Annotated in this window: 17 protein-coding genes; 2 read left to right on the top strand and 15 right to left on the bottom strand. The window is 40.7% G+C overall.

The features are described from left to right. Nucleotides 1–12: 12 nt before the first annotated feature. From hrcA to OCV65_RS00200, 3 genes are all read right to left on the bottom strand, one after another. A complete protein-coding gene (gene hrcA / locus OCV65_RS00210) occupies nucleotides 13–1,056 on the bottom strand; it encodes a heat-inducible transcriptional repressor HrcA (protein WP_262580492.1) in 1,044 nt (347 codons plus the stop codon). A 98-nt stretch (nucleotides 1,057–1,154) separates the two neighbouring features. After that, a complete protein-coding gene (locus OCV65_RS00205; protein WP_262580491.1) occupies nucleotides 1,155–2,471 on the bottom strand; it encodes a replication-associated recombination protein A in 1,317 nt (438 codons plus the stop codon). Nucleotides 2,472–2,522: 51 nt separating this feature from the next. Next, complete coding sequence (locus OCV65_RS00200; protein ID WP_262580766.1) at nucleotides 2,523–3,134, bottom strand: polysaccharide deacetylase family protein; 612 nt, start codon at nucleotides 3,132–3,134, stop codon at nucleotides 2,523–2,525. Between the two features lie 288 nt (nucleotides 3,135–3,422). Between OCV65_RS00200 and OCV65_RS00195 the strand changes: the two genes are divergently transcribed. Continuing rightward, nucleotides 3,423–4,790, top strand: a complete 1,368-nt coding sequence (locus tag OCV65_RS00195) for an MATE family efflux transporter (RefSeq protein WP_262580490.1) — start codon at nucleotides 3,423–3,425, stop codon at nucleotides 4,788–4,790. Nucleotides 4,791–4,844: 54 nt separating this feature from the next. Here the strand turns inward: OCV65_RS00195 and OCV65_RS00190 are convergent, their stop codons facing one another. Continuing rightward, nucleotides 4,845–5,444 carry a flavin reductase family protein gene (locus tag OCV65_RS00190; RefSeq protein WP_118384059.1) on the bottom strand — a complete coding sequence of 200 codons (600 nt, stop codon included), beginning with the start codon at nucleotides 5,442–5,444 and terminating at the stop codon, nucleotides 4,845–4,847. A 20-nt stretch (nucleotides 5,445–5,464) separates the two neighbouring features. Next, complete coding sequence (locus OCV65_RS00185; protein WP_262580489.1) at nucleotides 5,465–7,114, bottom strand: putative manganese-dependent inorganic diphosphatase; 1,650 nt, start codon at nucleotides 7,112–7,114, stop codon at nucleotides 5,465–5,467. Nucleotides 7,115–7,290: 176 nt separating this feature from the next. On the opposite strand from OCV65_RS00185, the gene OCV65_RS00180 reads away from it, so the two are divergent. Continuing rightward, a complete protein-coding gene (locus OCV65_RS00180; protein WP_262580488.1) occupies nucleotides 7,291–7,980 on the top strand; it encodes a S1 RNA-binding domain-containing protein in 690 nt (229 codons plus the stop codon). Between the two features lie 269 nt (nucleotides 7,981–8,249). Here the strand turns inward: OCV65_RS00180 and OCV65_RS00175 are convergent, their stop codons facing one another. From OCV65_RS00175 to hslO, 10 genes are all read right to left on the bottom strand, one after another. After that, complete coding sequence (locus tag OCV65_RS00175) at nucleotides 8,250–9,176, bottom strand: site-specific integrase (protein WP_262580487.1); 927 nt, start codon at nucleotides 9,174–9,176, stop codon at nucleotides 8,250–8,252. A 67-nt stretch (nucleotides 9,177–9,243) separates the two neighbouring features. Continuing rightward, nucleotides 9,244–12,216, bottom strand: a complete 2,973-nt coding sequence (locus tag OCV65_RS00170) for a type I restriction endonuclease subunit R (RefSeq protein WP_262580486.1) — start codon at nucleotides 12,214–12,216, stop codon at nucleotides 9,244–9,246. Further along, nucleotides 12,204–12,791, bottom strand: coding sequence for a restriction endonuclease subunit S (locus OCV65_RS00165; RefSeq protein WP_262580485.1), 588 nt, complete (start codon nucleotides 12,789–12,791; stop codon nucleotides 12,204–12,206). The genes OCV65_RS00170 and OCV65_RS00165 overlap by 13 nt, the downstream gene beginning before the upstream one ends. A gap of 45 nt (nucleotides 12,792–12,836) precedes the next feature. Continuing rightward, on the bottom strand, nucleotides 12,837–13,358 hold the full coding sequence (locus OCV65_RS00160; RefSeq protein ID WP_262580484.1) for a restriction endonuclease subunit S: 522 nt from the start codon (nucleotides 13,356–13,358) through the stop codon (nucleotides 12,837–12,839). 38 nt (nucleotides 13,359–13,396) lie between these two features. After that, nucleotides 13,397–13,846 (bottom strand): hypothetical protein, encoded by a 450-nt coding sequence (locus OCV65_RS00155; RefSeq protein ID WP_262580483.1) that lies wholly within the window; start codon nucleotides 13,844–13,846, stop codon nucleotides 13,397–13,399. Further along, nucleotides 13,827–14,309: a DUF3990 domain-containing protein gene (locus tag OCV65_RS00150; RefSeq protein ID WP_262580482.1), complete on the bottom strand. Its 483-nt coding sequence runs from the start codon at nucleotides 14,307–14,309 to the stop codon at nucleotides 13,827–13,829. Before OCV65_RS00150 ends, OCV65_RS00155 begins: the two co-directional genes overlap by 20 nt. 169 nt (nucleotides 14,310–14,478) lie before the next feature. Next, a complete protein-coding gene (locus OCV65_RS00145; protein ID WP_262580481.1) occupies nucleotides 14,479–15,660 on the bottom strand; it encodes a restriction endonuclease subunit S in 1,182 nt (393 codons plus the stop codon). 5 nt (nucleotides 15,661–15,665) lie between these two features. Then, a complete protein-coding gene (locus tag OCV65_RS00140) occupies nucleotides 15,666–17,264 on the bottom strand; it encodes a type I restriction-modification system subunit M (RefSeq protein ID WP_262580480.1) in 1,599 nt (532 codons plus the stop codon). Nucleotides 17,265–18,084: 820 nt separating this feature from the next. Continuing rightward, complete coding sequence (locus OCV65_RS00135) at nucleotides 18,085–20,001, bottom strand: NAD(+) synthase (RefSeq protein ID WP_262580479.1); 1,917 nt, start codon at nucleotides 19,999–20,001, stop codon at nucleotides 18,085–18,087. A gap of 56 nt (nucleotides 20,002–20,057) precedes the next feature. Beyond that, entirely contained in the window at nucleotides 20,058–20,942 is an 885-nt protein-coding gene (gene hslO, locus OCV65_RS00130; RefSeq protein WP_118383350.1) for an Hsp33 family molecular chaperone HslO, read from the bottom strand. Nucleotides 20,943–20,955 lie beyond the last annotated feature (13 nt).

The following is a 20,955-nucleotide window of genomic DNA, read 5'->3' as shown; positions in this document are numbered from 1 at the left end:
CACCTTTCTCTTCTATTCTGATTTATGGAAAATCGCATCCAGTTCGCTCTGTAGCTTCTTCAGCGATTTTAATACATGTTCATAATCCATACGCTTTGGTCCGATGATACCAATCGTACCTTTCATTCCTTCTCCCAACTCGTATGTAGCTGTCACAACACTGCAATCCTTCATGGTCTGTACAGGTGTCTCATCACCGATGTATACCTGAATACCTGTGTTGTCTTCCTGTGCCAGTGTCTGTGTCACCAGTTCGGATAACTGCTGCTTCTCTTCAAAAGCACTGATGATCTCCTGCGCACTCTGCTTATCGGATAACTCCGGATAACGGAAAATGTTGGTCGCGCCGCTGGTATAAATATGCATACCGTCATCTACCTGGATGGCATCTGCAACTGCGTCCAACACATCACTGACTACTGCACTGTGAATACCTGCCTGCTCCTTCAGTCTGGCAATCAGTCCAAGATTAATCTCTTCAATAGACATGCCATTCAGACTCGTATTAAGAAGCATGTTAAGCTTCAGCAGGTTCTCATTACTAAGCTGCTCATCCATGGTAATGATCTTGTTCTTGATCACGTTACCTCCCAGCACAATAACTGCAAGCAACTGTTCTTCATCCACGTTGGATAACTGAATGAACTTAATCTTATTTGCATTATTCACTGGTGTGGAAACCATCGTCGCATAATTCGTGTTATTCGCCAGAACCTTTGCTGCCTGACTCAATAACTGATCCATCTTGTCGGCTTTCTCAAGCATCTGCTCCTGCATATCATTGAGCTCCTGCTCTTTCTCTTCCATCAGCATATCCACATATAAGCGGTATCCTTTATCTGATGGAATCCTTCCGGCAGATGTGTGTGGCTGCAGGATGTAACCCAGTTCTTCCAGGTCGGCCATCTCATTACGAATGGTCGCTGAGCTCAGATTCAGATCCGAATACTTGGAAATCGTTCTGGAACCTACCGGCTCACCTGTCTCCAGATATGTCTGGATAATCGCATGCAATATCGTAAGCTTTCTTTCGCTTAACTCTTCTCTTGCCTGCATCTGGCTTCCTCCTTTCAGCTTATTAGCACTCGCTTCTTTCGAGTGCTAATCTTTACAGTTATTAATCTATCACCAGGTGTTTCATTTGTCAACACCGTTTATACATTTTTTAGAAAATTCATCCATTCTTTGATATCTTTCTCATGTCCGTTATCACTTGGATGGTAAAATCTCTCATCCTTGATCTCATCCGGAAGATATTGCTGTTCCACATAATGATTCGGATAATCATGTGCGTATTTATAACCGATGCCTCGTCCCATATTAGCTGCACCGCCGTAATGGGCGTCCTGGAGATATGACGGCACTGTGGTCTTCATTTTCCTGACATTATCCATTGCCTCAAAAATCGCATTAACCGCAGAATTGCTCTTTGGTGCAGTTGCCACGTAAGTTGCTGCCTGAGACAGAATGATCTGTGCCTCAGGCATACCGATCCGCTCAATTGCCTGTGATGCCGAGACTGCCACAGTGAGCGCCATCGGATCTGCATTACCCACATCTTCTGCCGCGCAGATCATAATACGTCTGGCAATAAACTTAATATCCTCGCCGGCATAAAGCATCTTAGCAAGATAATAAACTGCCGCATCCGGATCCGAGCCACGCATGCTTTTGATAAATGCGGAAATGGTATCGTAATGATTGTCTCCGGTTTTATCATAATTCATGACTCGTTTCTGGATACATTCAGCAGCCACATCGATCGTAATATGGATCTTGTCATCGGTGCTCCGTTCCGTAGTAAGGATGCCAAGCTCTACCGCATTCAGTGCACTTCTCGCATCACCGCCTGCCACATCTGCCAGAAAATCAAGTGCCTCTTCATCGATCACTGCACAGTAGCTTCCCATACCTTTTTCGACATCATATACCGCACGTTCCAAAAGCTTTTTAATATCTTCCTTACTCAGCGGTTTCAGTTCAAAAATACTGGATCTGGAAATCAACGCACTGTTCACCTCAAAATACGGATTCTCAGTCGTTGCTCCGATCAGTATGATCGTACCGTCCTCCACAAACGGAAGCAGATAATCCTGTTGTCCTTTGTTAAAGCGGTGAATCTCATCTACAAAAAGGATCGTCTTCTTCTGATACATTCCTTTCAGATCCTGCGCTTTCTTTATTACATCCTCCATATCCTTTTTGCCTGCAACTGTAGCATTGATCTGTTTAAAATCCGCGCTGGTCGTATGTGCGATCACTTTAGCAAGCGTCGTCTTACCAGTTCCCGGCGGTCCATAGAAGATAATGGAGCTCAGCTTGTCCGCCTTAATAGCTCGATATAAAAGCTTATCCTTTCCTATAATATGCTGCTGTCCTACCACCTCTTCCAACGTCGTAGGACGAAGCCGTGACGCCAGCGGTGCTTCCTTCTCCAGATTCTTTTCTCTTACATATTCAAATAAATCCATCTTAGATCTGTCCTTTCAACTCTCTTTTGTATTCTTAACATTTTCATTTCATCAGTTCAATAGTAATTCATCTACCGTTACAAACACAAAGCCTTCCTCCTGAAGAATATCTACAATCCGGAGGCCGGCTTCTACCGAACTTTTATAACAGTCATGCAATAGAATAATATCATTTTCTTCTGCCTCCGTCACTACTTTATTTACGATCTCATCTTGATTCTCCGTCGTCCAGTCCAGTGGATCAATGGTCCAAAGCACAGGAAGCATCTGGATATCCTGTTCTAGTTTTCGCTGCCATGTGCCAAACGGCGGACGCATATACTCCGGCTCTTTTCCTGTAATCCTGACAATCACAGCACTGGTATCTGCAAGTTCCAACCGTGCTTCATTTTCCGATACCTTTATGAGTTCCACATGATGATAGGTATGATTGCCGATCAGATGTCCCTCCTCGGCCATGCGTTTCACGATCTCCGGATTTTTATCTGCATTTTCTCCTATTAAAAAGAAGGTTGCCTTCACGCCCCTCTCTTTCAGCCCATCCAACAGAGCCGGTGTCCACACAGCGCTTGGACCATCGTCAAATGTAAGCGCAATCTTTGGTGCTTCAACAGGCGTCGCTGATGCGCTGACATAGCCACATGCTTCTCGCACATCCTCCATTTTTACTGTATTATAGTCATATTTCAACCATGTTAATAATCCGCCAATCACCAGTAAACAGGCGTAACACGCCATCAGTACACCATCTTTTTTTCCATTCATTCTCATAATCCATTCCATACCTCACACATTTTCCTTATTTATCATATGAAAATGCTAAATAGGGTATGTTGCACATTGCATTATATATATGAAAATGTTATAATTGCCGCTGTATGCTTTGTTACAGACCGGATAACCCCGGTAAAATATTCACATATTTTTATAGTTAAGAAAGGAAGAGTACTCGTGAGTCAAACAGTACAAACAGAAAACAAAATGGGCATCATGCCTATTCCCAAACTACTTATTTCTATGTCCCTGCCGATGATGATCTCCATGCTCGTGCAGGCTCTGTATAACATTGTAGACAGCATGTTCGTTGCCAAGCTATGTGAAGAAGCTCTTACAGCTGTATCACTGGCATTTCCAATCCAGACCTTGATGATCTCAGTGGCATCCGGAACCGGAGTCGGTATCAATGCATTGCTGTCAAGGAACTTAGGCGAGAAGAATTTCAAGGGCGCCAACCGCGCTGCCCGCAACGGTATCTTTCTCGGCATCATAAGCTGTATCGTATTCGCTGTGATCGGCATTACCTGTTCGCATGCATTCTTCTCAGCGCAGACCAGTGACCCGCTGATCGTCAAATACGGTACACAGTACATGACAATCATCTGCGTCATGTCTGTCGGTATCTTCATGCAGATTACATTTGAGAGACTGCTGCAGTCCACAGGCAAGACCATTTACAACATGATCACTCAGGGACTCGGCGCGATCATTAATATTATTCTGGATCCAATTCTGATCTTCGGACTGTTCGGTCTGCCCAGACTGGAAGTTGCCGGAGCTGCAATTGCCACTGTAATCGGTCAGGTCATCGCTGTTCTTCTCTCTTTCTACTTCAATATAAAGAAGAACCGTGAAATCAGCATTAACATGAGAAGCTTCCGTCCTTGTAAGCAGACCATATCAGCCATTTACCGCGTCGGCGTACCATCAATCATCATGCAGTCGATCGGATCTATCACCACATTTGGTATGAATAAGATCCTGCTGATGTTCTCTTCTACTGCCGCAACCGTATATGGTGTATATTTCAAACTGCAGAGCTTTATCTTCATGCCGGTATTCGGTATGAACAATGGAATGATCCCGATCATCGCATACAATTACGGTGCCGGACATAAAAAACGTATTACCGACACAATCCGCATGAGTATCCTGATCGCGATTGGGATCATGATAATCGGTCTGATCATCTTCCAGACCATTCCAGGCTTCCTGATGAAAGCGCTGTTCAATGCTTCCGAACATATGCTGTCCATCGGAGAACCGGCACTGCGGATTATTTCGCTCAGTTTCCTCTTCGCTGGATTCTGTATTGTAGCCGGATCTGTATTCCAGGCACTGGGAAATGGCGTCTACAGCTTGCTCGTATCTGCTGCCAGACAGTTATTCGTCATCCTTCCGGTCGCATTTATCTTTGCCAAGCTGTTCGGATTACATATGGTATGGTGGGCTATCCCGATTGCAGAGATCGTTTCCGTAATCCTGTCTGCACTGCTGTTAAAGCGAATCTACCGAATAAAAGTAAAGCCTTTAGAGAACTGATAATACAAGATAAAAAGACGTTTGCATGAACGATAGTCACGCAAACGTCTTTTATTATTTTTTCTTCTTTTTATTCTTAGTATTCTTTTTATTTTTATGCACGCTGTAACCAAATGTGCCGATTGGTTTCCCGGTCTCCAGATAAGTACCATGAGAATATGCAACCAGTCCTGTCTTATTCAGTTCAAACTTGCCAGTCTCTGTCATATATGCCTGATCCACATGCACTGCCTGCACTTCCGCCAGAAACATATGATGACTTCCAAGTTCTTTGATCTCTGTCACCTTACACTCGATATTCACCGGACTCTCCTTAATCATCGGTGCATATGCAAGCTTCTCTGCTTTCTCCGGTGTCAGTTTCATCTCTTTCCACTTATCTACATCCCTGCCGGACTTCACGCCGCACCAGTCTGTCGCATAGACCAGATCCTTCGTCGTAAGGTTCACCACAAATTCACCCGTCTCTTTGATCATATGATAGGTGTATCGTTCCGGTCTGACGGAAATATATAACATCGCCGGATTCGTGCACACAGTTCCGGTCCATGCTATCGTAATAATATTCTGATTGCCTTCTTTGTCTGCCGCACTAACCATAACGGCCGGCAAAGGGTAAATCATGTTACCTGCTTTCCATGTTTCTTTCGTCATCCTGCTCTCCCAATGTTGTCTTAATGCTGCAATGTAGACATCAAAAGCGGTACGACCTGCTTCTTTCTGGACACCACTTTCTTAAGTATGATCTCTTCTGAATCCTCCGGAAGGTCAAAAGCTTCGATCACTATCTGCTTTGCATTCTGTCCACAGCACAGAATCTCAGAAGATTCTGTCATAATATTAGTCAGCATAAAGAATATCATATCTACACGATTGTCTCTCAATGCTTTCTGCAGATAATCCTTCAGCATCTCCTTCATCTTCTTAATCTCTTCTGCATCCATAGAATTAATCTGACCAACGCCAAACTGCATATCTCCTACACGGAACTGTTTGAAATCTCTGTAGAAGAGTTCTTTCGGAGTCTTTCCTTCCAGATTGCTTCCTGCCTTAAACATCGCTGCCGACAGTTCTTCCATATTAACATCTGCGATCTGAGCCAGATGCTCTGCGGTAGAGATATCGATTGCTGTACAAGTCGGAGAACGGAACATCAATGTATCAGAAATAATCGCCGAACACAGAATACCTGCATACTGTGGTGTAATCTCTACTCCATGCTCCTGATACATCTGATAAACAATCGTAGCCGTGCATCCTACTGGCTGATTCCGGAAATATACTGGACCTGCAGTCTCAATATTCCCCAATCTGTGGTGATCGATGATCTCCATAATCTCTGCTTCTTCCAGTCCATCTACTGCCTGCGATCTCTCATTATGATCTACGAGGATCACCTGCTTCTTACTTACATTCATGACACGACGTCTGGATACGAATCCTTGCAGCTTGCCCTGCTTATTCAGAATTGGGAACTCTCGGAATGTACGCTTCGTGATTACTTCACGAATATCATCAATATAATCATCTATGTAGAACTTACACAGTTGATCCTTCGGTGTCATAAAATGCTTCACCGGAATACTCTGATTGATCAATCTCGCTACATTGAATGTGTCATACGGTGTCTGGATGATCACAATTCCCTGTGACTCTGCTCTCCGTACCAATACCTCTGATACCACTGCATTCTGGCACACGATGATACAATTGACATTAATATCAATCGCACAGGAATGTGATTCGTAACGGTTCCCCAAGATTACCAAATCGTCCGGTGCGATAAATTCTGTCATCAGATCCGGACTGGAAGCTCCGATGGATACCTTACCTTTTGTAAAATACTTTTCCGGATCTCCCGTGATCAGTGTTCCGTCCAAGGTGTCAATGATATTACTATACTGTGTCTTAGCCCCTGCCAGGATCGTATTATCATAAATATCCATATAAGAGCTTGCGATATCTCCTGCTGTGATAATACCAAGCAGCTCATCGTTCTCTAAAATCGGCAGTGTCTTCATCTTCTGCTTCTTCAGCAGTTCCCATGCACGCTTAATTGATACATTCGGTCCACAACCCTCAATCTTATTGATCTCTGCATCCTGCAACTGTAGCTTAACGTCTGGTAAAAGCTTAGGTGCCCGCATCTGAAAACGCTTCAGTACATACTGTGTCTCCTCATTAATCTGTCCTGCTCTTCTGGCAGAATACCTCTCTCCGGTAATCTCTTTCTTCAGATGTGCATAAGCAATTGCTGAACATATAGAATCTGTGTCCGGATTCTTATGTCCAATTACATATGTTTGTTTTGTTTTGTTATTCATACATACATCTCCCTGGAATATATTCCTCTATTATCTAGATTGCCATTTTTTTTAGCTTTCGTCAACCGCATTTTCACATATCTTCGTATTTTCTTTTGAACTGTAGTTATCTCTATGATATAATATTACTAATTGATTGAGAAAGCTGCTACGCAGTGAGGAAAGGACAGAACATTATGAGCGAAGAAATTATGCAGAACGAAGCAACACAGGCCGAAAGTATGGCTGACTATGAAGCACACTTTGACGATGCCAATCCATGGAACGTAGTCAAAGGTTATATGGACAACAAGACCCGCCTTCATATTAAGATCGAAGGTATTGTAAATGGCGGTGCAATTGCCATGGTCGAAGGGCTGCGCGGATTCATCCCTGCTTCCAGAATGTCCCTCTCTTACATTGAGAATCTGGAAGATTATCTTCTGAAAGAATTAGATGTCATCGTTATTGACGTAAATGAAGCAGAGAACCGTCTGGTACTCTCAGCCCGCGAGATTCTGAAGGAAGAAGAACAGAAAGAGCGTGAAGCGCAGATTGCTGCTATTCAGGCAGGAAGCGTTTTGTCAGGTGTCGTAGAAAGCATTCAGAACTACGGTGCATTCATCCGTCTGGAAAATGGTCTGTCCGGTCTGGTACACATCTCCCAGATCAGCAGCAAACGCGTCAAATCTGTCGGCGACGTGCTGAAGAAAGGTGACGAGGTTCAGGTTAAAGTCATCGGCGTCAAAGATGGCAAGATCAGTCTCAGCATGAAAGCACTGGAAGAAAAACCGGAGGAAGAAGAGATTGTAGAAAAGGTAGAGATCCCGAAAGCAGAAGAGATTGGAACAAGCCTTGGATCACTGTTCAAGAATATCAAGCTGTAAGACTGTTTCAATTTTTGTGCATATAAAACATGTCATTAATGATTAAGGACAGAACCTGAGAGAGATTTTCAGAGCTCTGTCCTTTACTTTTATTTTCGATCTACAAACACTGATATTTTTATTTCCAACTCATCTCTCGTGTAGACAATGCCATGGATATATCTTCCATCATCAGTCACTCTCATGAACACCTCATATTTCATTTTACAATGATATCGTCTTTTTTTACTGTTATAACATCAGCGTAAGCATCTCTGATAAAAATATTTTTATAATCCTGACAAAGTTCTCATTACCAGATCCACATCTTTATTTTCTAGTTCTTGTATAATATGCAGATATGTCTTTTGTGTTGTAGTCATACTGGCATGTCCTAATCTGCGTGCAACACTTGCAATAGATACTCCCGCAAATAGTAGCAGCGATGCGTGCGTATGACGCAGTCCATGTATAGAAATTTCAGATATGCCGCATGCCTTGCAATGCCTCGTAAGAACGCTATTCACTGTGGAATTATATATTTTTGAACCACTGACAAAAATCGGCTCATTTTCCGGAAGTCCTTTTATCAATTCAGCAAATTTAACGACTATCTGCCAGTCAATTTGTATTTTTCTGACCGATGAACTGTTTTTTGTCGGAAGAAATCCTCCATCTCCTTTATAATCCCAGGTCTTACTGATAGACAATGTCTGTCTTGCAAAATTAAAGTCCGCAGGCGTAATCGCTAATGCTTCCGAAAATCTCATTCCAGTCTTGGCAACAAGCAGGATGAACCAGTCCCAATTAGCCTCTTCTCCCAAGTCAAGATCTGCAATCAATGTATGAAGTTCAAACTGATTCAGATATTTAATTTTCTTTGCACGCGGTGTCTTCCCTTTTATAATAGCTTTTCTCGTAGGATCTCTTTCAATATAGCCTTCATCTACCGCATCGAGAATCGCGCCTTTAAGCTGATGATGAAAATCCAATGTTGTCTGTCTTTCATGTTCTGATGCATAATCATTCAACAACTGTTGATATGCTGTACGTGTCAATTCCGAAACCCGCAATTGTGGTGCAAGCCTTTCCACCCATTTATGAGTCATCAGATATTTCGACATCGTAGCATCTCGTATTGCACCCTTTTTGTATACTTCCACCCATTGTTTATAATAATCGCAAAACAACGAAGATTGATTTATATCATTTAGCATAAGTACCTCCATTTCAGAAATCACCTACGCTGATATAAGCACTAAAAATCCCCCAATACACAACCGATTAATGATTAACCAGCGGTTTTATTTCTTCATCCAGTGTCTTTTTTAATTCTGACATTAATCGCGCATAATATTTGAATTTAGGTACCGCATTTTCCTGATTTTTCTTATAACTCGTATAATCCACAGTCGCTTTAATAGCGCTTTCGTTTGGAATTTCACCATTTCGATAATGCATTGCTGCATACATCACATCTTCTTTTGCTGCATACCATTCCAAGCAGAACTCCGCAATAACTTTTTCAATACACTCCTCTTTCATATTCTCAACAATATTTAAGATTGACTGTCCTCTATACTTCTCTTCATCCAGTTCGATTTCATAAATCAAATTAGACATGATCTCTGCAATCTTCGGATTTTCTTTACGAAGTTCCTCAACATACTGCTTCACTTCATCAATCTTTTTCTGTCGTTCTTCTGGTGTCACATTATCTGCATCACTGCTTGGTGTCACAATATTCTGAATCAGATTAATAATATACTCATAATCAATTTTTGTATTGCTGTAAGCCATCAATTCATAATCTGGATCCGCTTCCGGTATATCCGAACCTTCTCCGCCACCTCCCGGTCGATTTGCTTTCAGCTCTTCCATCACATTTTGATAATGTCCAGCATAATCAACATATTCCTCTTCTGTAATCCCATACTCATCCAGCATATCATCATTATAATTAGTAAATGATTTTAGCTGTGCAAATAATCTATCAAAATTCTGGAATATTTTAGCAAAAACTTCTTTTTCTTTTAATGACATACTCGGAATATCAGCTGGTGATGATGCCGAAACCCGAAGTGCAGAAAGTGCTTTTCTAAATGCCGGTTCAACTTCTTCCCACTCTGCCACCAGTGCCTCTTTGGTTCCACCGGCAGAATACAGCTTCACTGCATTATCAACGCATTCTTTAAAAAGAACCGGAGCCTGAAATGTAACAATCTGCCCATACACTTTATTCTTATCAAAAATCCGATTCGTTCTTGAAAATGCCTGTATCAGATCATGCGGTCCCATTGGTTGTCTGTCAATAAAAATTGTAGACATACATGGAGCGTCAAATCCTGTGAGCAGTCGGTCTACCACAATTACCAAATCCAGCTGTTCATTTCTGCTCTTATATTTTGCATCTTTTCTCGCAAGACGTTTATTCAAATTGCCATTATATCCTTGAATCTGAGATAACTCATATTTTGTTCCAAACATCTGGTTATAGTCAGCAATAGATTGCTGCATTTTTTCCTGATTAACCTGTGAACCATCTGCATTTTCAGACACAGAATATGTAATCGCAAATTTAGGGAAATCTGGAAGAACCTGCTTTATCTTTTCATCAATCTGAAGTGTCGTTTCTCCATTCTTTACCCTGCTGAGCAGTTCATAATATTTCTGAGCCTGTTGAATAGAGCTCGTGGTAAGAAGACCTTCATAAGTCTGACCTTTCCCATTTTGAAAACCTAATTTGTGATAAGATTTGTTCAGAATAATATCCAGCACTTTTAACATATGTGTTTCGTTATCATAACTGTTGCTGTCTGTTTCATCGGATATATTTTTAGGTCCATTATGCTCCACTTGAAATCCCAGCACTGCATTATCATGTATTGCATTTTGAATCGTATATTTGTGCAAACGTTCTCCATACAATTCTTCCGTCGTACGCGGAAGATCACCCATCTGTGGATATGGATTTTCCGCAAATCTTGGTGTTCCAGTGAACCCATACCACAGAGATCTGCTAAAGAAACGTTCCAATTCTCTTTTCGTACCTGGTGTTACTGCTCTATGACATTCATCCACTACAAATGCTATTTTAAGATTTTTAATCTTATTGTACTCTGGAGTTCCCTCTTCCAGGCGTTTCGTAATCAAACGTTGTAATTTTTGAATTGTAGTAACGATCACTTGTCTGGATTCTGATTGCAGCTTTTTCTTCAAATCATTTACATTATCTGTTTCATCTACATCGATCAGATCATTATTTGCATATGCCTGAAATGCCATTGTAGTCTGTGTATCCAGATCTTTTCGGTCAATCAAAAAAATCGTTTTATCAATAGATGGAATATCCATCAGAAGATTTCGTGTTGCTTTATATGAAGTCAGCGTCTTGCCAGAACCAGTAGTATGCCATACATAACCGGATTTTCCTGTCTTGGATGCCTCTCTGATAGCCTCAATCGCATGTATCTGATATGGGCGGAGCAAAATCAATCTTTTCGCATCTTCATCCAGCACCGTATAACGCGCTATCATCTCATGAGCCTCTGGAATACGCAGAACACATTTTGTGAACTCAAACAAATCCGGTACCGGATTATTCTCTTTGTCAAGCCATCCACTGACAAACTTTTCATTCAGCTCCGTATCACTGGCTGCCGAAAAATATTTAGTGTTCACGCCATTGCTAATAACAAACATCTGAACCGTCGAGAATATTCCTGTAAATTTACTCTCACCTATATATTTCTTAATCTGTCTGAATCCGTCCATATATGAATGCTGTTTATTTTTTAATTCTATATGAATCAGCGGAAGTCCATTAATCATCAAAGTCACATCAAATCGTCTGTCTCTTGTCGGAACATTCTCATCATCCGTTTTCAATGCACTATACTGATTAATTACTTCATATACACTGCTGCCACCAGCAATATGCTCATGATTCATCACCAGCAGATGCAGACGCTCCGTGTCTCTTTGAACATGAACCTGCACTTTTCCATTCTCACCGACTAACCATTCGCCAGCCTTATAGAATGATGAAAACTGCAGTTGGTTCTTCACCTGTTCAAACTCAGAATCAGACAATGCTTTTCCATTCAGCCTGTCCTTGTTATTCTGCTCAAGGATATATCTGAAATTCGCCCATAGATCGGCTTCCGTCTTCAGATCTTTCCTATATGTCCATTGAGAATCCCCATAAACCAACTGTTCAATTAATTTGTTCTCTATCATAGACTCTAATTCTGGCATAGTGTAGTCTCCTTTACTATTATTGTTATATTTATCATACATTTAGATGTATATTTCATATAGAGGTGTCTACGCTGGTGAAGAGTGATGAGGTGATCAATGTTATTAAAATAATTTCCTATTTGCTTTTGTTCATCTAAAGTTGGAAAAACGAACTCCATCTTACCTATTTGTTGAAAATTAAGTCCTTCTCTTCCTCCACCAGCTTGACTCGACTTTATTTGTTTCTGCCCCCTATCCGAAGCTAAATTCAATTGTATAAAATCCGGATGATATCCTTCGATTGGCCTAATAATGCATACATGCTGATTAACATTTGCTTCATCTAGACCTTTATATACCGCACTTCTTCCAATTGAAGCCCCTGTTATATTCAGCAAAACATCATTAGCAAAAACACGAGAGTTCATCATCAGTTTATCTGTTGATTCATCAATGTAAACTATATCCTCAAAATCGACTTTATTATCATTCACATTCTGCGATCTGATAAGTGGAATTCCTGCATCAACATAAGCATTTTCCCCTCCCGAAGGGGTCTTTCCACTACCAATTTTAACAGTTACATCATCCAACTTACGCTGTTCCCAAGCGTTTTAGTTCTCTTCTGTCAACCATGCTCACTTACACTGGTGAAGAGTGATGAGGTGGTCGAGGTTGGAAAAATAGGCTCCGATTTTCTTTTGTTCTTCGTCATTATTGGTAATGAAAATATCAATCTTACCAATCTCATCCTTATTGATTTTCTGTGGTATCGCAGTTACTAATGTACGTTCTCTTAAACCTTTCTGAAAAGCATTAGTTTTCATTGCATTACTTAAGAAATATGAATCAATTCCGTTTGGTTTGAGCAAAGCCAAACTCACATAAAATGCCACTTTTTCTGCTGTTTCTACCACATTCGTAGTACCAACATCTCCAATCCTAGTCATCAGAATATCATCTTTTTCAGGATATACTTTATAGTCTCTTTCAAAGGCTTCTTCAGATATATATTTTTCTGATTTAAGTGTTGCAATATTTTCTACTGATAAAAACATTATCCCAGAGTCTTGATAGTCAGGAGTTTGGTGAACTCCATCATAAATGCCTACCAATTCCCCCAACTTACGCTGTTCCCAAGTATTTCGATTAAATTTCACCCTCACTTTACACTTACGCTGTAAAAAAGTGATACTTTCTAATCTAATAACATCCCCGCTTCATAAGAACATCTTATATAATCTGGATTGCTATAATATACACTTGAATTAAAATTTGATATTTCATCACTAATAAATGAACTGTACACTTTTTTGATTGCTTCAATAATGTTTTCGTACAATCCCATTACATCTACTATCAGCGTTTGATATACTCGTCCTATAGAAGTTACGCTTGGCACTTCATATTTGCATGTCGTGATATTATCAAATGTTCCATCTGCTATTCCATATTCTTCGATCCACTCGTCACATACCTGTTCAAACGAAAGGCAGTGGTTTACACCCGCTGCTTTCAACTGATGTTTCAATGCTTTATCCGATAATTTTGATACTACATCCTTACATTTGTTATGGGTTTCCCTGGCCACAAACTCAATCATAGAGCACACATAAAACAAATCATCTTTATTCCACTGTACTGTCATTAATAACCTCACTCCTTTCATATTTCAGACATTCCAAAGCTCTGATACTATGAAAACTGATCTGATGCGATGGATGTTTAAATTTCGCATATTCCCAGAAAACCTCTCTGCTAATATTTTTGTTTAAATAATCATTTACAAAATTCCAAATCGTATCATCAGCCATCGGTCCTTCCACGATGTCATACGCGTGAACTTTTCCCGCACGACATTCAGCTATAAAATCTAGCCATTCATTAGTCATTTTTTCGAACTTTTTAATATTCAGCTGATTATTTTCCGTATAAGAATATACATTAACAATTCCATTTTCATGTTTACGTTCTGCCCAACGATGTGCCTGTTGATAACTATTTGTACAATAAAATCCCCATGAGAAATCTTTAGTATATCGTGTTTTTCTTATTTCTGGGAACTCAACTATCTGTCCACTTCCGTGATATAGTTCCAGCTTATTACTCATATCTGTTCCTCCATACATCTCACGACTTCAAGCCTTTTTTACATAATTCATTTCAAAAATATCGCATCGATAAACTTCATCGTAAGTCACCCTTTCCAACCATGTATAATCAGTTTTTTTTAAGCATTTTTCTTCCATTCAATTTTTATCTATGAATTTGTAATTTTCTCTACACAAACATATTCTGTAACATAAATTTTTTAAGTTCCTGCAATTTTTCATACTCTCGCTGGTGAAGAGTGATGAGGTGATCAAGTTCTTCAAAAAACTCTGCTATTTTTGCTTGTTCAATCTGCGAAACCGGCATAACAATCTCACTTCGCAATATATTATCATTATATAAATGCTTGACTGTAGACCCTTCTATCAACCACTTTATTACTTGATAAGATATCTTGAGAAACTTTTTATTAATGCTTCCATCTGTCTTAAGCCATACAACATTTGAATCCTGAAAATACTCATCTTTCCCTGTATATTCAGCAGTTCTTCCAATGCTTCCAACTACTGAAATCAGTGTATCTCCTACTTCTGGATAAGGATATAATCTACGAAATTCTTCATACATTTCTCTCGAGATATATGAATCAGGTTCTAATCCAATAGTTCCATTCTTAAAAAAAGGAATGTCCCCCTTTTCCGATGTTTGTTCTTTAAAAATTCGTTTGCATGTCTGGACTGTCCCAAGTTCCCCCAACTTACGCTGTTCCCAATCGCCAGTAAATCCTTCAAATCGAATTTCTGGAACTTTTTGACCTTCTTGTGGAAACATTTTTTGAAGCATATATTTTTTCAATGTTTTTGTCTGTTCGCACTTTCGCTGGTGAAGAGTGATGAGGTGGTCGAGATTTTCAAAATATGCTGCAATTTCTTTTTGCTCATCATAACTTGGTACCCTAACCTTCATCTTTTGCAAATCAAGAAATGAGAGAACCTTCTGTCCCGTTCCTGTACATGTATACGCTATTTCACGTACAACTCCATCGCTATTATTCAATACTAGCGAGAGGAAGAAAACATCACTATTCTTGCCACTAAAAACAGGATAAAATTTACTAATAATCCCTTTATCACAGCATTTGTTGATATTAAACGTAAAATCTACTCCGTCACTTCTGTTTCGATAAGTACAGTAATTTCTTGGTAGTATATTGTACCCCGTAATATCATGTTGTTGCTTTCTTCCAAAATGCTCTTCTTGCAATATTACACCTTCTGTTTTAGATGAAGTAAGAATTGGCAATGTACACTCCGAATCAACAGTCTCTTTATATTCAGTTATGATTTCTCCCAACTTACGCTGTTCCCAATCTTCTGTATACCCTTTAAACCTAATCTTTGGACTATTCATTTTCATCACCCCTCAATCATTTCAATTAAGCTGTTTAGTGATGCCATAACATCCTTATCTGTGGAAGTCAATTCTTTCAGCATGTCTATAAACTCACTCTGTACCTTTTCGATTTCTTCTTCCGTCTTTTTCATATCTGCCAAGAGTGTATTCAGATCCACCTCTTCTTCTTTTTCAAAGGTATCTACATATCTTGGAATATTAAGATTAAAGTCATTCTTTTCTATGTCTTCAAACTCGGCAAGATATGACTCCTTATCTACCGTTTCTCGCTTCATGTAAAGATTGATAACTGAATCGATATGTTCATCCGTCATCGTATTCTGTTTCTTTCCTTTTTCAAATTTCTTAGAAGCATCAATGAATAATACATCTCTCCCGTCTCTATGCTTCTTCAATACGATAATACACGTTGGAATAGATGTATTATAAAACAGATTCGCCGGCAGACCGATAACTGCATAGATATTTCCTGAACGCAGTAATTTCTCTCTTATCTTTCCTTCCGCTGCGCCTCGGAATAACACGCCATGCGGTAATACAATTGCCATAGTACCTTTACTCTTCAGATGATATAATCCATGAAGCAGAAATGCATAGTCTGCTTTAGATTTTGGAGCCAGCACACCGTAATCGCTGAATCTTTCGTCCTGTAAAAATCCTGCTGCCGCGCTCCATTTTGCAGAGTATGGAGGATTCATAAGTACCATGTTGAAATCGGTCTCTTCTCCTGTCGGCCAGTCTCCATCCAGCGTATCACCATTGCGGAGTTTCTGATTCTCAGGCACAATCCCATGCAGGAACATATTCATTCTTGCAAGATTATACGTAGAAGTCATAAGTTCCTGACCATAATATCTGATATAACCTGGTTCTTTCGAATATCTCTTTGCATTCAACAACAATGAACCTGAACCCATACATGGATCATACACTGACAATCCCTTCTTTGTCTCCTGTCCAGCAATTGCAATTTTCGTCAAAATCTTAGATACAGCCTGTGGTGTATAGAATTCTCCTGCTTTCTTTCCCGTCTCAGAAGCGAACTGTCCAATCAAATATTCATATGCATTTCCAAGCACATCTGAATCAGAATTCAACAAATCTGCTTTATCAATTTCCCGAATCAGACTCGCAACTGTATCGCTCTGTTTCTGATCTCCCGTTCCCAGACGATTTGAATATAGGTCAATATCCGTAAACAAGTCTGCAAAAAGTGGATCACTCTGCTCAATATTATTAAACGCTTTTTGTAACTGTTCACGACTGAATACATTATTCCTCGCATCATCAGCAAAACGGGTATACGTCAACTCTGGTTCAATAACATAATGGCATTCTCTTTTCATCTCAGCCACTAATTCTTCCGCATCTTCCCCTTTTAATTCTTCTATATACGTGTTCAATGCATCCTGCAATGTCTCCGGCTTATCATCACAGATCATATCATACACTTTTATCAAAAATGAATCCGACAGATACTTGTAAAACACGATTCCCAGCAAATAATCTTTATATTCATTTGCATCCATTTTCGAGCGAAGGATATCCGCTCCGCTCCATAATACGCTAATCAGATCTTTACTATTTTCTTCCACAGCCATCTTATTCCCCTCCGTAAATTTGTCCATAAGATTGAATGTATTTATGGTAATGAGTATACCATATTTATCCGCATATCGCAAAAAGCGTGAAATCTGATGACTAATTTTATCTCCAAATTTCACGCATTTTCACCTTTTTATGTAGTTATTCATTGACATCGACACAAAACTTATCACTTATCAAAGGTATCACGCAATCTGGTATCATTTTATTTTTATCTTCAACCAACAAGCTATCATATTTAGATTTACACGCATCTTTGGAAAAGATAAAATCCACCACTTCACCATCATTACTTTTTTCAACAGATGAATCTCTCACCCTCAAAGACATCGGCAAGAAAAATTTACTAATAACACCTCAAAATACTCATTACCATATACATACAAAAACACCTTACCAGCCAGATTCTGACTGTATACTGCTGCCGATTCTATAATTCCTTGACGTATTCTATTTTTCTTATCTGTCTTGGTCGCCATTTACACCTCATATGTACAAAGAGGAGTGTGATGCTTAACCACACTCCTCCAAGATTTTTAATTAAAGAGTTTTCTGCTGGTTGTCAGCCTCGGTATCCAGTTAAGATACCATTAACGACGTAGAAATCATTAAGTCCCCCACGTGGACTACAGCTTTATCCAAGTTGCCAGGCTCGATGTCCAGTTAAGACATCTAACGAGATGGATATTTATCCTGCTCCATCTGCAGCCCAACTTTTAACGATGCTCTTACATCGAGAACATTTCTGTTCTTGATTATATCATACTCAATTTACTCAAAAAAAAGCAACCTGAATAGACATATTTAAACCAAAGATTATCTAGCAACCTGCTCCAGATCCCGCATCCAGCTTGCCACGCATGCGTCACTCGGCATACGCCAGTCTCCTCTCGGAGACAGTGCTACGGTTCCGACCTTCGGTCCATCCGGCAGACAGGAACGCTTAAACTGTTGCGCAAAGAATCGCCAGCAGAAGGTTCTGAGCCATTTATATATGGTCTCGTCATCGTATTCTCCTGCGAATGAATACTTTGCAATCCGATAGATTTTGGACGGTGTATATCCAAAACGCAGAAAATAATACAGGAAGAAGTCATGCAGTTCGTATGGTCCTACAAGGTCTTCCGTCTTCTGTGCGATCTTGCCATCTTTTGGCGGCAATAGTTCCGGGCTTACCGGTGTGTCTAACACATCGTAAAGAACTTCCTGCAGTTCCTTATCATCTGTCGTATCCGCATAATACTGCACCAGATGGCGTACCAGTGTCTTTGGCACCGATGCGTTTACACCATACATCGACATATGATCGCCATTATAAGTTGCCCAGCCAAGTGCCAGCTCTGACATATCTCCGGTACCGATGACCATACCGCCATTGGCATTGGCGATGTCCATGATCACCTGAGTACGCTCTCTCGCCTGACTGTTCTCATAAGTCACGCTGTGATCTTCCGGATCATGACCGATATCTTTGAAATGCTGCATAACCGCTGCTGCAATCGGTACTTCACGAAGCTCCGCGCCCAGTGATAATGACATCTTGCACGCATTGTTATAGGTACGGTCTGTGGTTCCAAAACATGGCATAGTCACAGAAATAATATGCTTTCTGTCTAATCCAAGCGCATCAAATGCTTTCGCCGTCACAAGCAGAGCCAGTGTGGAATCCAGTCCTCCGGAAATACCAACCACTGCACATTTTGCATGGGTATGCTCCAGTCTTTTTTTTAGTCCCATTGCCTGAATGGTCAAAATCTCTTCACAACGCTTTGCACGTTCTCTGTTCTCACTCGGCACAAATGGACGCGACGGAAATACACGGGTCAGCTCTGTCTCTGTAATCTCGATATCAAACGGCACACGCGTCAGCGTACGTTCCTTTGCTGTCTTAAATGTCGTATTCTTTCTCCGCTCGCTCATCAGACGGTTCACATCAATCTCCGAATAGATGATTCCATTCTCAAACCGTTTGCTTTCCGCCAAAATTGTGCCATTCTCCGCAATCAGATTGTGTCCGCCAAATACCAGATCCGTAGTGGATTCCCCTTCTCCTGCATTGGAGTAAATATATCCTGCGATCAGTCTTGCTGACTGACCCTCAATCAGGCTTTCACGATATGTTGCCTTTCCGATTGTCTCATCACTGGCGGAACAGTTCACGATCACTGTTGCACCTTCTCGTACTGCTTCGATGCTTGGCGGCACCGGCGACCATACATCTTCACAGATCTCAGCTGCCACAATCAGATGTTCCATCTGCTTTGCAGTAAACAGGATATTTGGTCCAAACGGCACCATTTCCCCATCAAATTCAATCTCTCTGGCCTTTTCCGGTCCTTCTCTGAACTGACGCATCTCATAGAATTCCCCGTAATTTGGCAAAAATGTCTTCGTTGTCAGTCCAAGAATCTTCCCATGATTCATAGCCGCAGCCACATTATACAGTTCCCCATCTACTGCCAGCGGTGCGCCCACAAATACCAGCGCATCCATATCTCTGGTATGCGCTGCAATCTCTGTTAAAACCTCTCTTGCATGATCCAAAAGTACATCCTGTGTAAACAGATCACTACATGTATAGCCTGTCACGCAGAGCTCCGGAAATACGATAATCTTCGCTCCAGACGCTGCCGCTTCATCCATTTTCCTGCAGATCTGTTCCTTGTTAAACTCCACATCAGCAACACGGATATCCGGTGTCACTGCTGCAACCTTTACAAATCCCTGTTTCATGCCTTTCTCCTTGTCTATTGCTTTTGCAGCAATCTCTCATGCAAGTCTTATTCAATTTACTCTTCTTCGTTGCTCTCTTTCAGAATCTCTTTCAGCTCATCCACTGTATATTTGTAAGTGCTGTTACAGAAATCGCACTTCACTTCAATATCTTCACCATCATCGATCATTGCCTGGAGATCCTCACGTCCAACACTGGCAACCGCCTTTTCCACACGCTCTTTTGAACAGTTGCAGTGGAACTGTGTCGGAAGTGTATCCAGAACTTCAATTCCAAGATTGCCAAGAAGTGCTTCCAACAGTCCTTCCGGTGTACATCCATGATCCAGCAGCTCTGTAACAGATGTTACATTCTTCAGGTTCTCTTCCAGCTTATCAATCGTTGCATCTTCTGCAAATGGCATCAGCTGAATGATAAATCCACCTGCACATTTTACTGTGTTATCTTTGTTCATCAACACGCCAAGTCCTACGGAAGATGGAACCTGCTCTGAATTCATGTAATAATATGTCAGATCCTTTGCGATCTCACTGGTCTCCAGAATAGTCTGTCCTACGTATGGCTCTTTCAGTCCCATATCTTTGATAACATTCAGCACACCAAGATCCAATGCATCAGCCACATTGATCTGTCCATTTTTTACCGGTACATCCACATCCGGATGAACTGCATATCCTTTGACATTACCCTGATTATCAGCTGTTACGGTAAGACCTCCTAATGGTCCGTCGCAGCGAATCTGCAATGTAAGAATATCGGTATCATTCTTCATCATAGCTCCCATCATCGTACCAGCTGTCAGCAACTGTCCCAATGCTACCGTCGCAGTAGGACTGGTATTATGACGCCTTCTCGCTTCCTCTACTACATCTTTTGTATAAGCTGCAAATGCACGGATCTGTCCATCTGCCGCTGTCGCTCTGACAATATAATCTGTCATATAAAAAACTCCT

Source organism: Dorea ammoniilytica (genome assembly GCF_025567415.1).
In the GTDB taxonomy this organism is placed as follows: Bacteria; Bacillota; Clostridia; order Lachnospirales; family Lachnospiraceae; genus Claveliimonas; species Claveliimonas ammoniilytica.
Note: the sequence above shows the minus strand (reverse complement) of the source record. Positions and strands in the feature narration are given on the sequence as shown.

Bases quoted from the DNA above. Each gene is read 5' to 3' on its own strand.
- OCV65_RS00185 (WP_262580489.1), bottom strand. From the start codon at position 7,114: ATGAATAACAAAACAAAACAAACATATGTAATTGGACATAAGAATCCG.
- OCV65_RS00205 (WP_262580491.1), bottom strand. From the start codon at position 2,471: ATGGATTTATTTGAATATGTAAGAGAAAAGAATCTGGAGAAGGAAGCA.
- OCV65_RS00150 (WP_262580482.1), bottom strand. From the start codon at position 14,309: ATGAGTAATAAGCTGGAACTATATCACGGAAGTGGACAGATAGTTGAG.
- OCV65_RS00155 (WP_262580483.1), bottom strand. From the start codon at position 13,846: ATGACAGTACAGTGGAATAAAGATGATTTGTTTTATGTGTGCTCTATG.
- OCV65_RS00140 (WP_262580480.1), bottom strand. From the start codon at position 17,264: ATGGCTGTGGAAGAAAATAGTAAAGATCTGATTAGCGTATTATGGAGC.
- OCV65_RS00170 (WP_262580486.1), bottom strand. From the start codon at position 12,216: ATGCCAGAATTAGAGTCTATGATAGAGAACAAATTAATTGAACAGTTG.
- hslO (WP_118383350.1), bottom strand. From the start codon at position 20,942: ATGACAGATTATATTGTCAGAGCGACAGCGGCAGATGGACAGATCCGT.
- OCV65_RS00135 (WP_262580479.1), bottom strand. From the start codon at position 20,001: ATGAAACAGGGATTTGTAAAGGTTGCAGCAGTGACACCGGATATCCGT.
- OCV65_RS00190 (WP_118384059.1), bottom strand. From the start codon at position 5,444: ATGACGAAAGAAACATGGAAAGCAGGTAACATGATTTACCCTTTGCCG.
- hrcA (WP_262580492.1), bottom strand. From the start codon at position 1,056: ATGCAGGCAAGAGAAGAGTTAAGCGAAAGAAAGCTTACGATATTGCAT.
- OCV65_RS00200 (WP_262580766.1), bottom strand. From the start codon at position 3,134: ATGGAGGATGTGCGAGAAGCATGTGGCTATGTCAGCGCATCAGCGACG.
- OCV65_RS00145 (WP_262580481.1), bottom strand. From the start codon at position 15,660: ATGAATAGTCCAAAGATTAGGTTTAAAGGGTATACAGAAGATTGGGAA.
- OCV65_RS00175 (WP_262580487.1), bottom strand. From the start codon at position 9,176: ATGCTAAATGATATAAATCAATCTTCGTTGTTTTGCGATTATTATAAA.
- OCV65_RS00180 (WP_262580488.1), top strand. From the start codon at position 7,291: ATGAGCGAAGAAATTATGCAGAACGAAGCAACACAGGCCGAAAGTATG.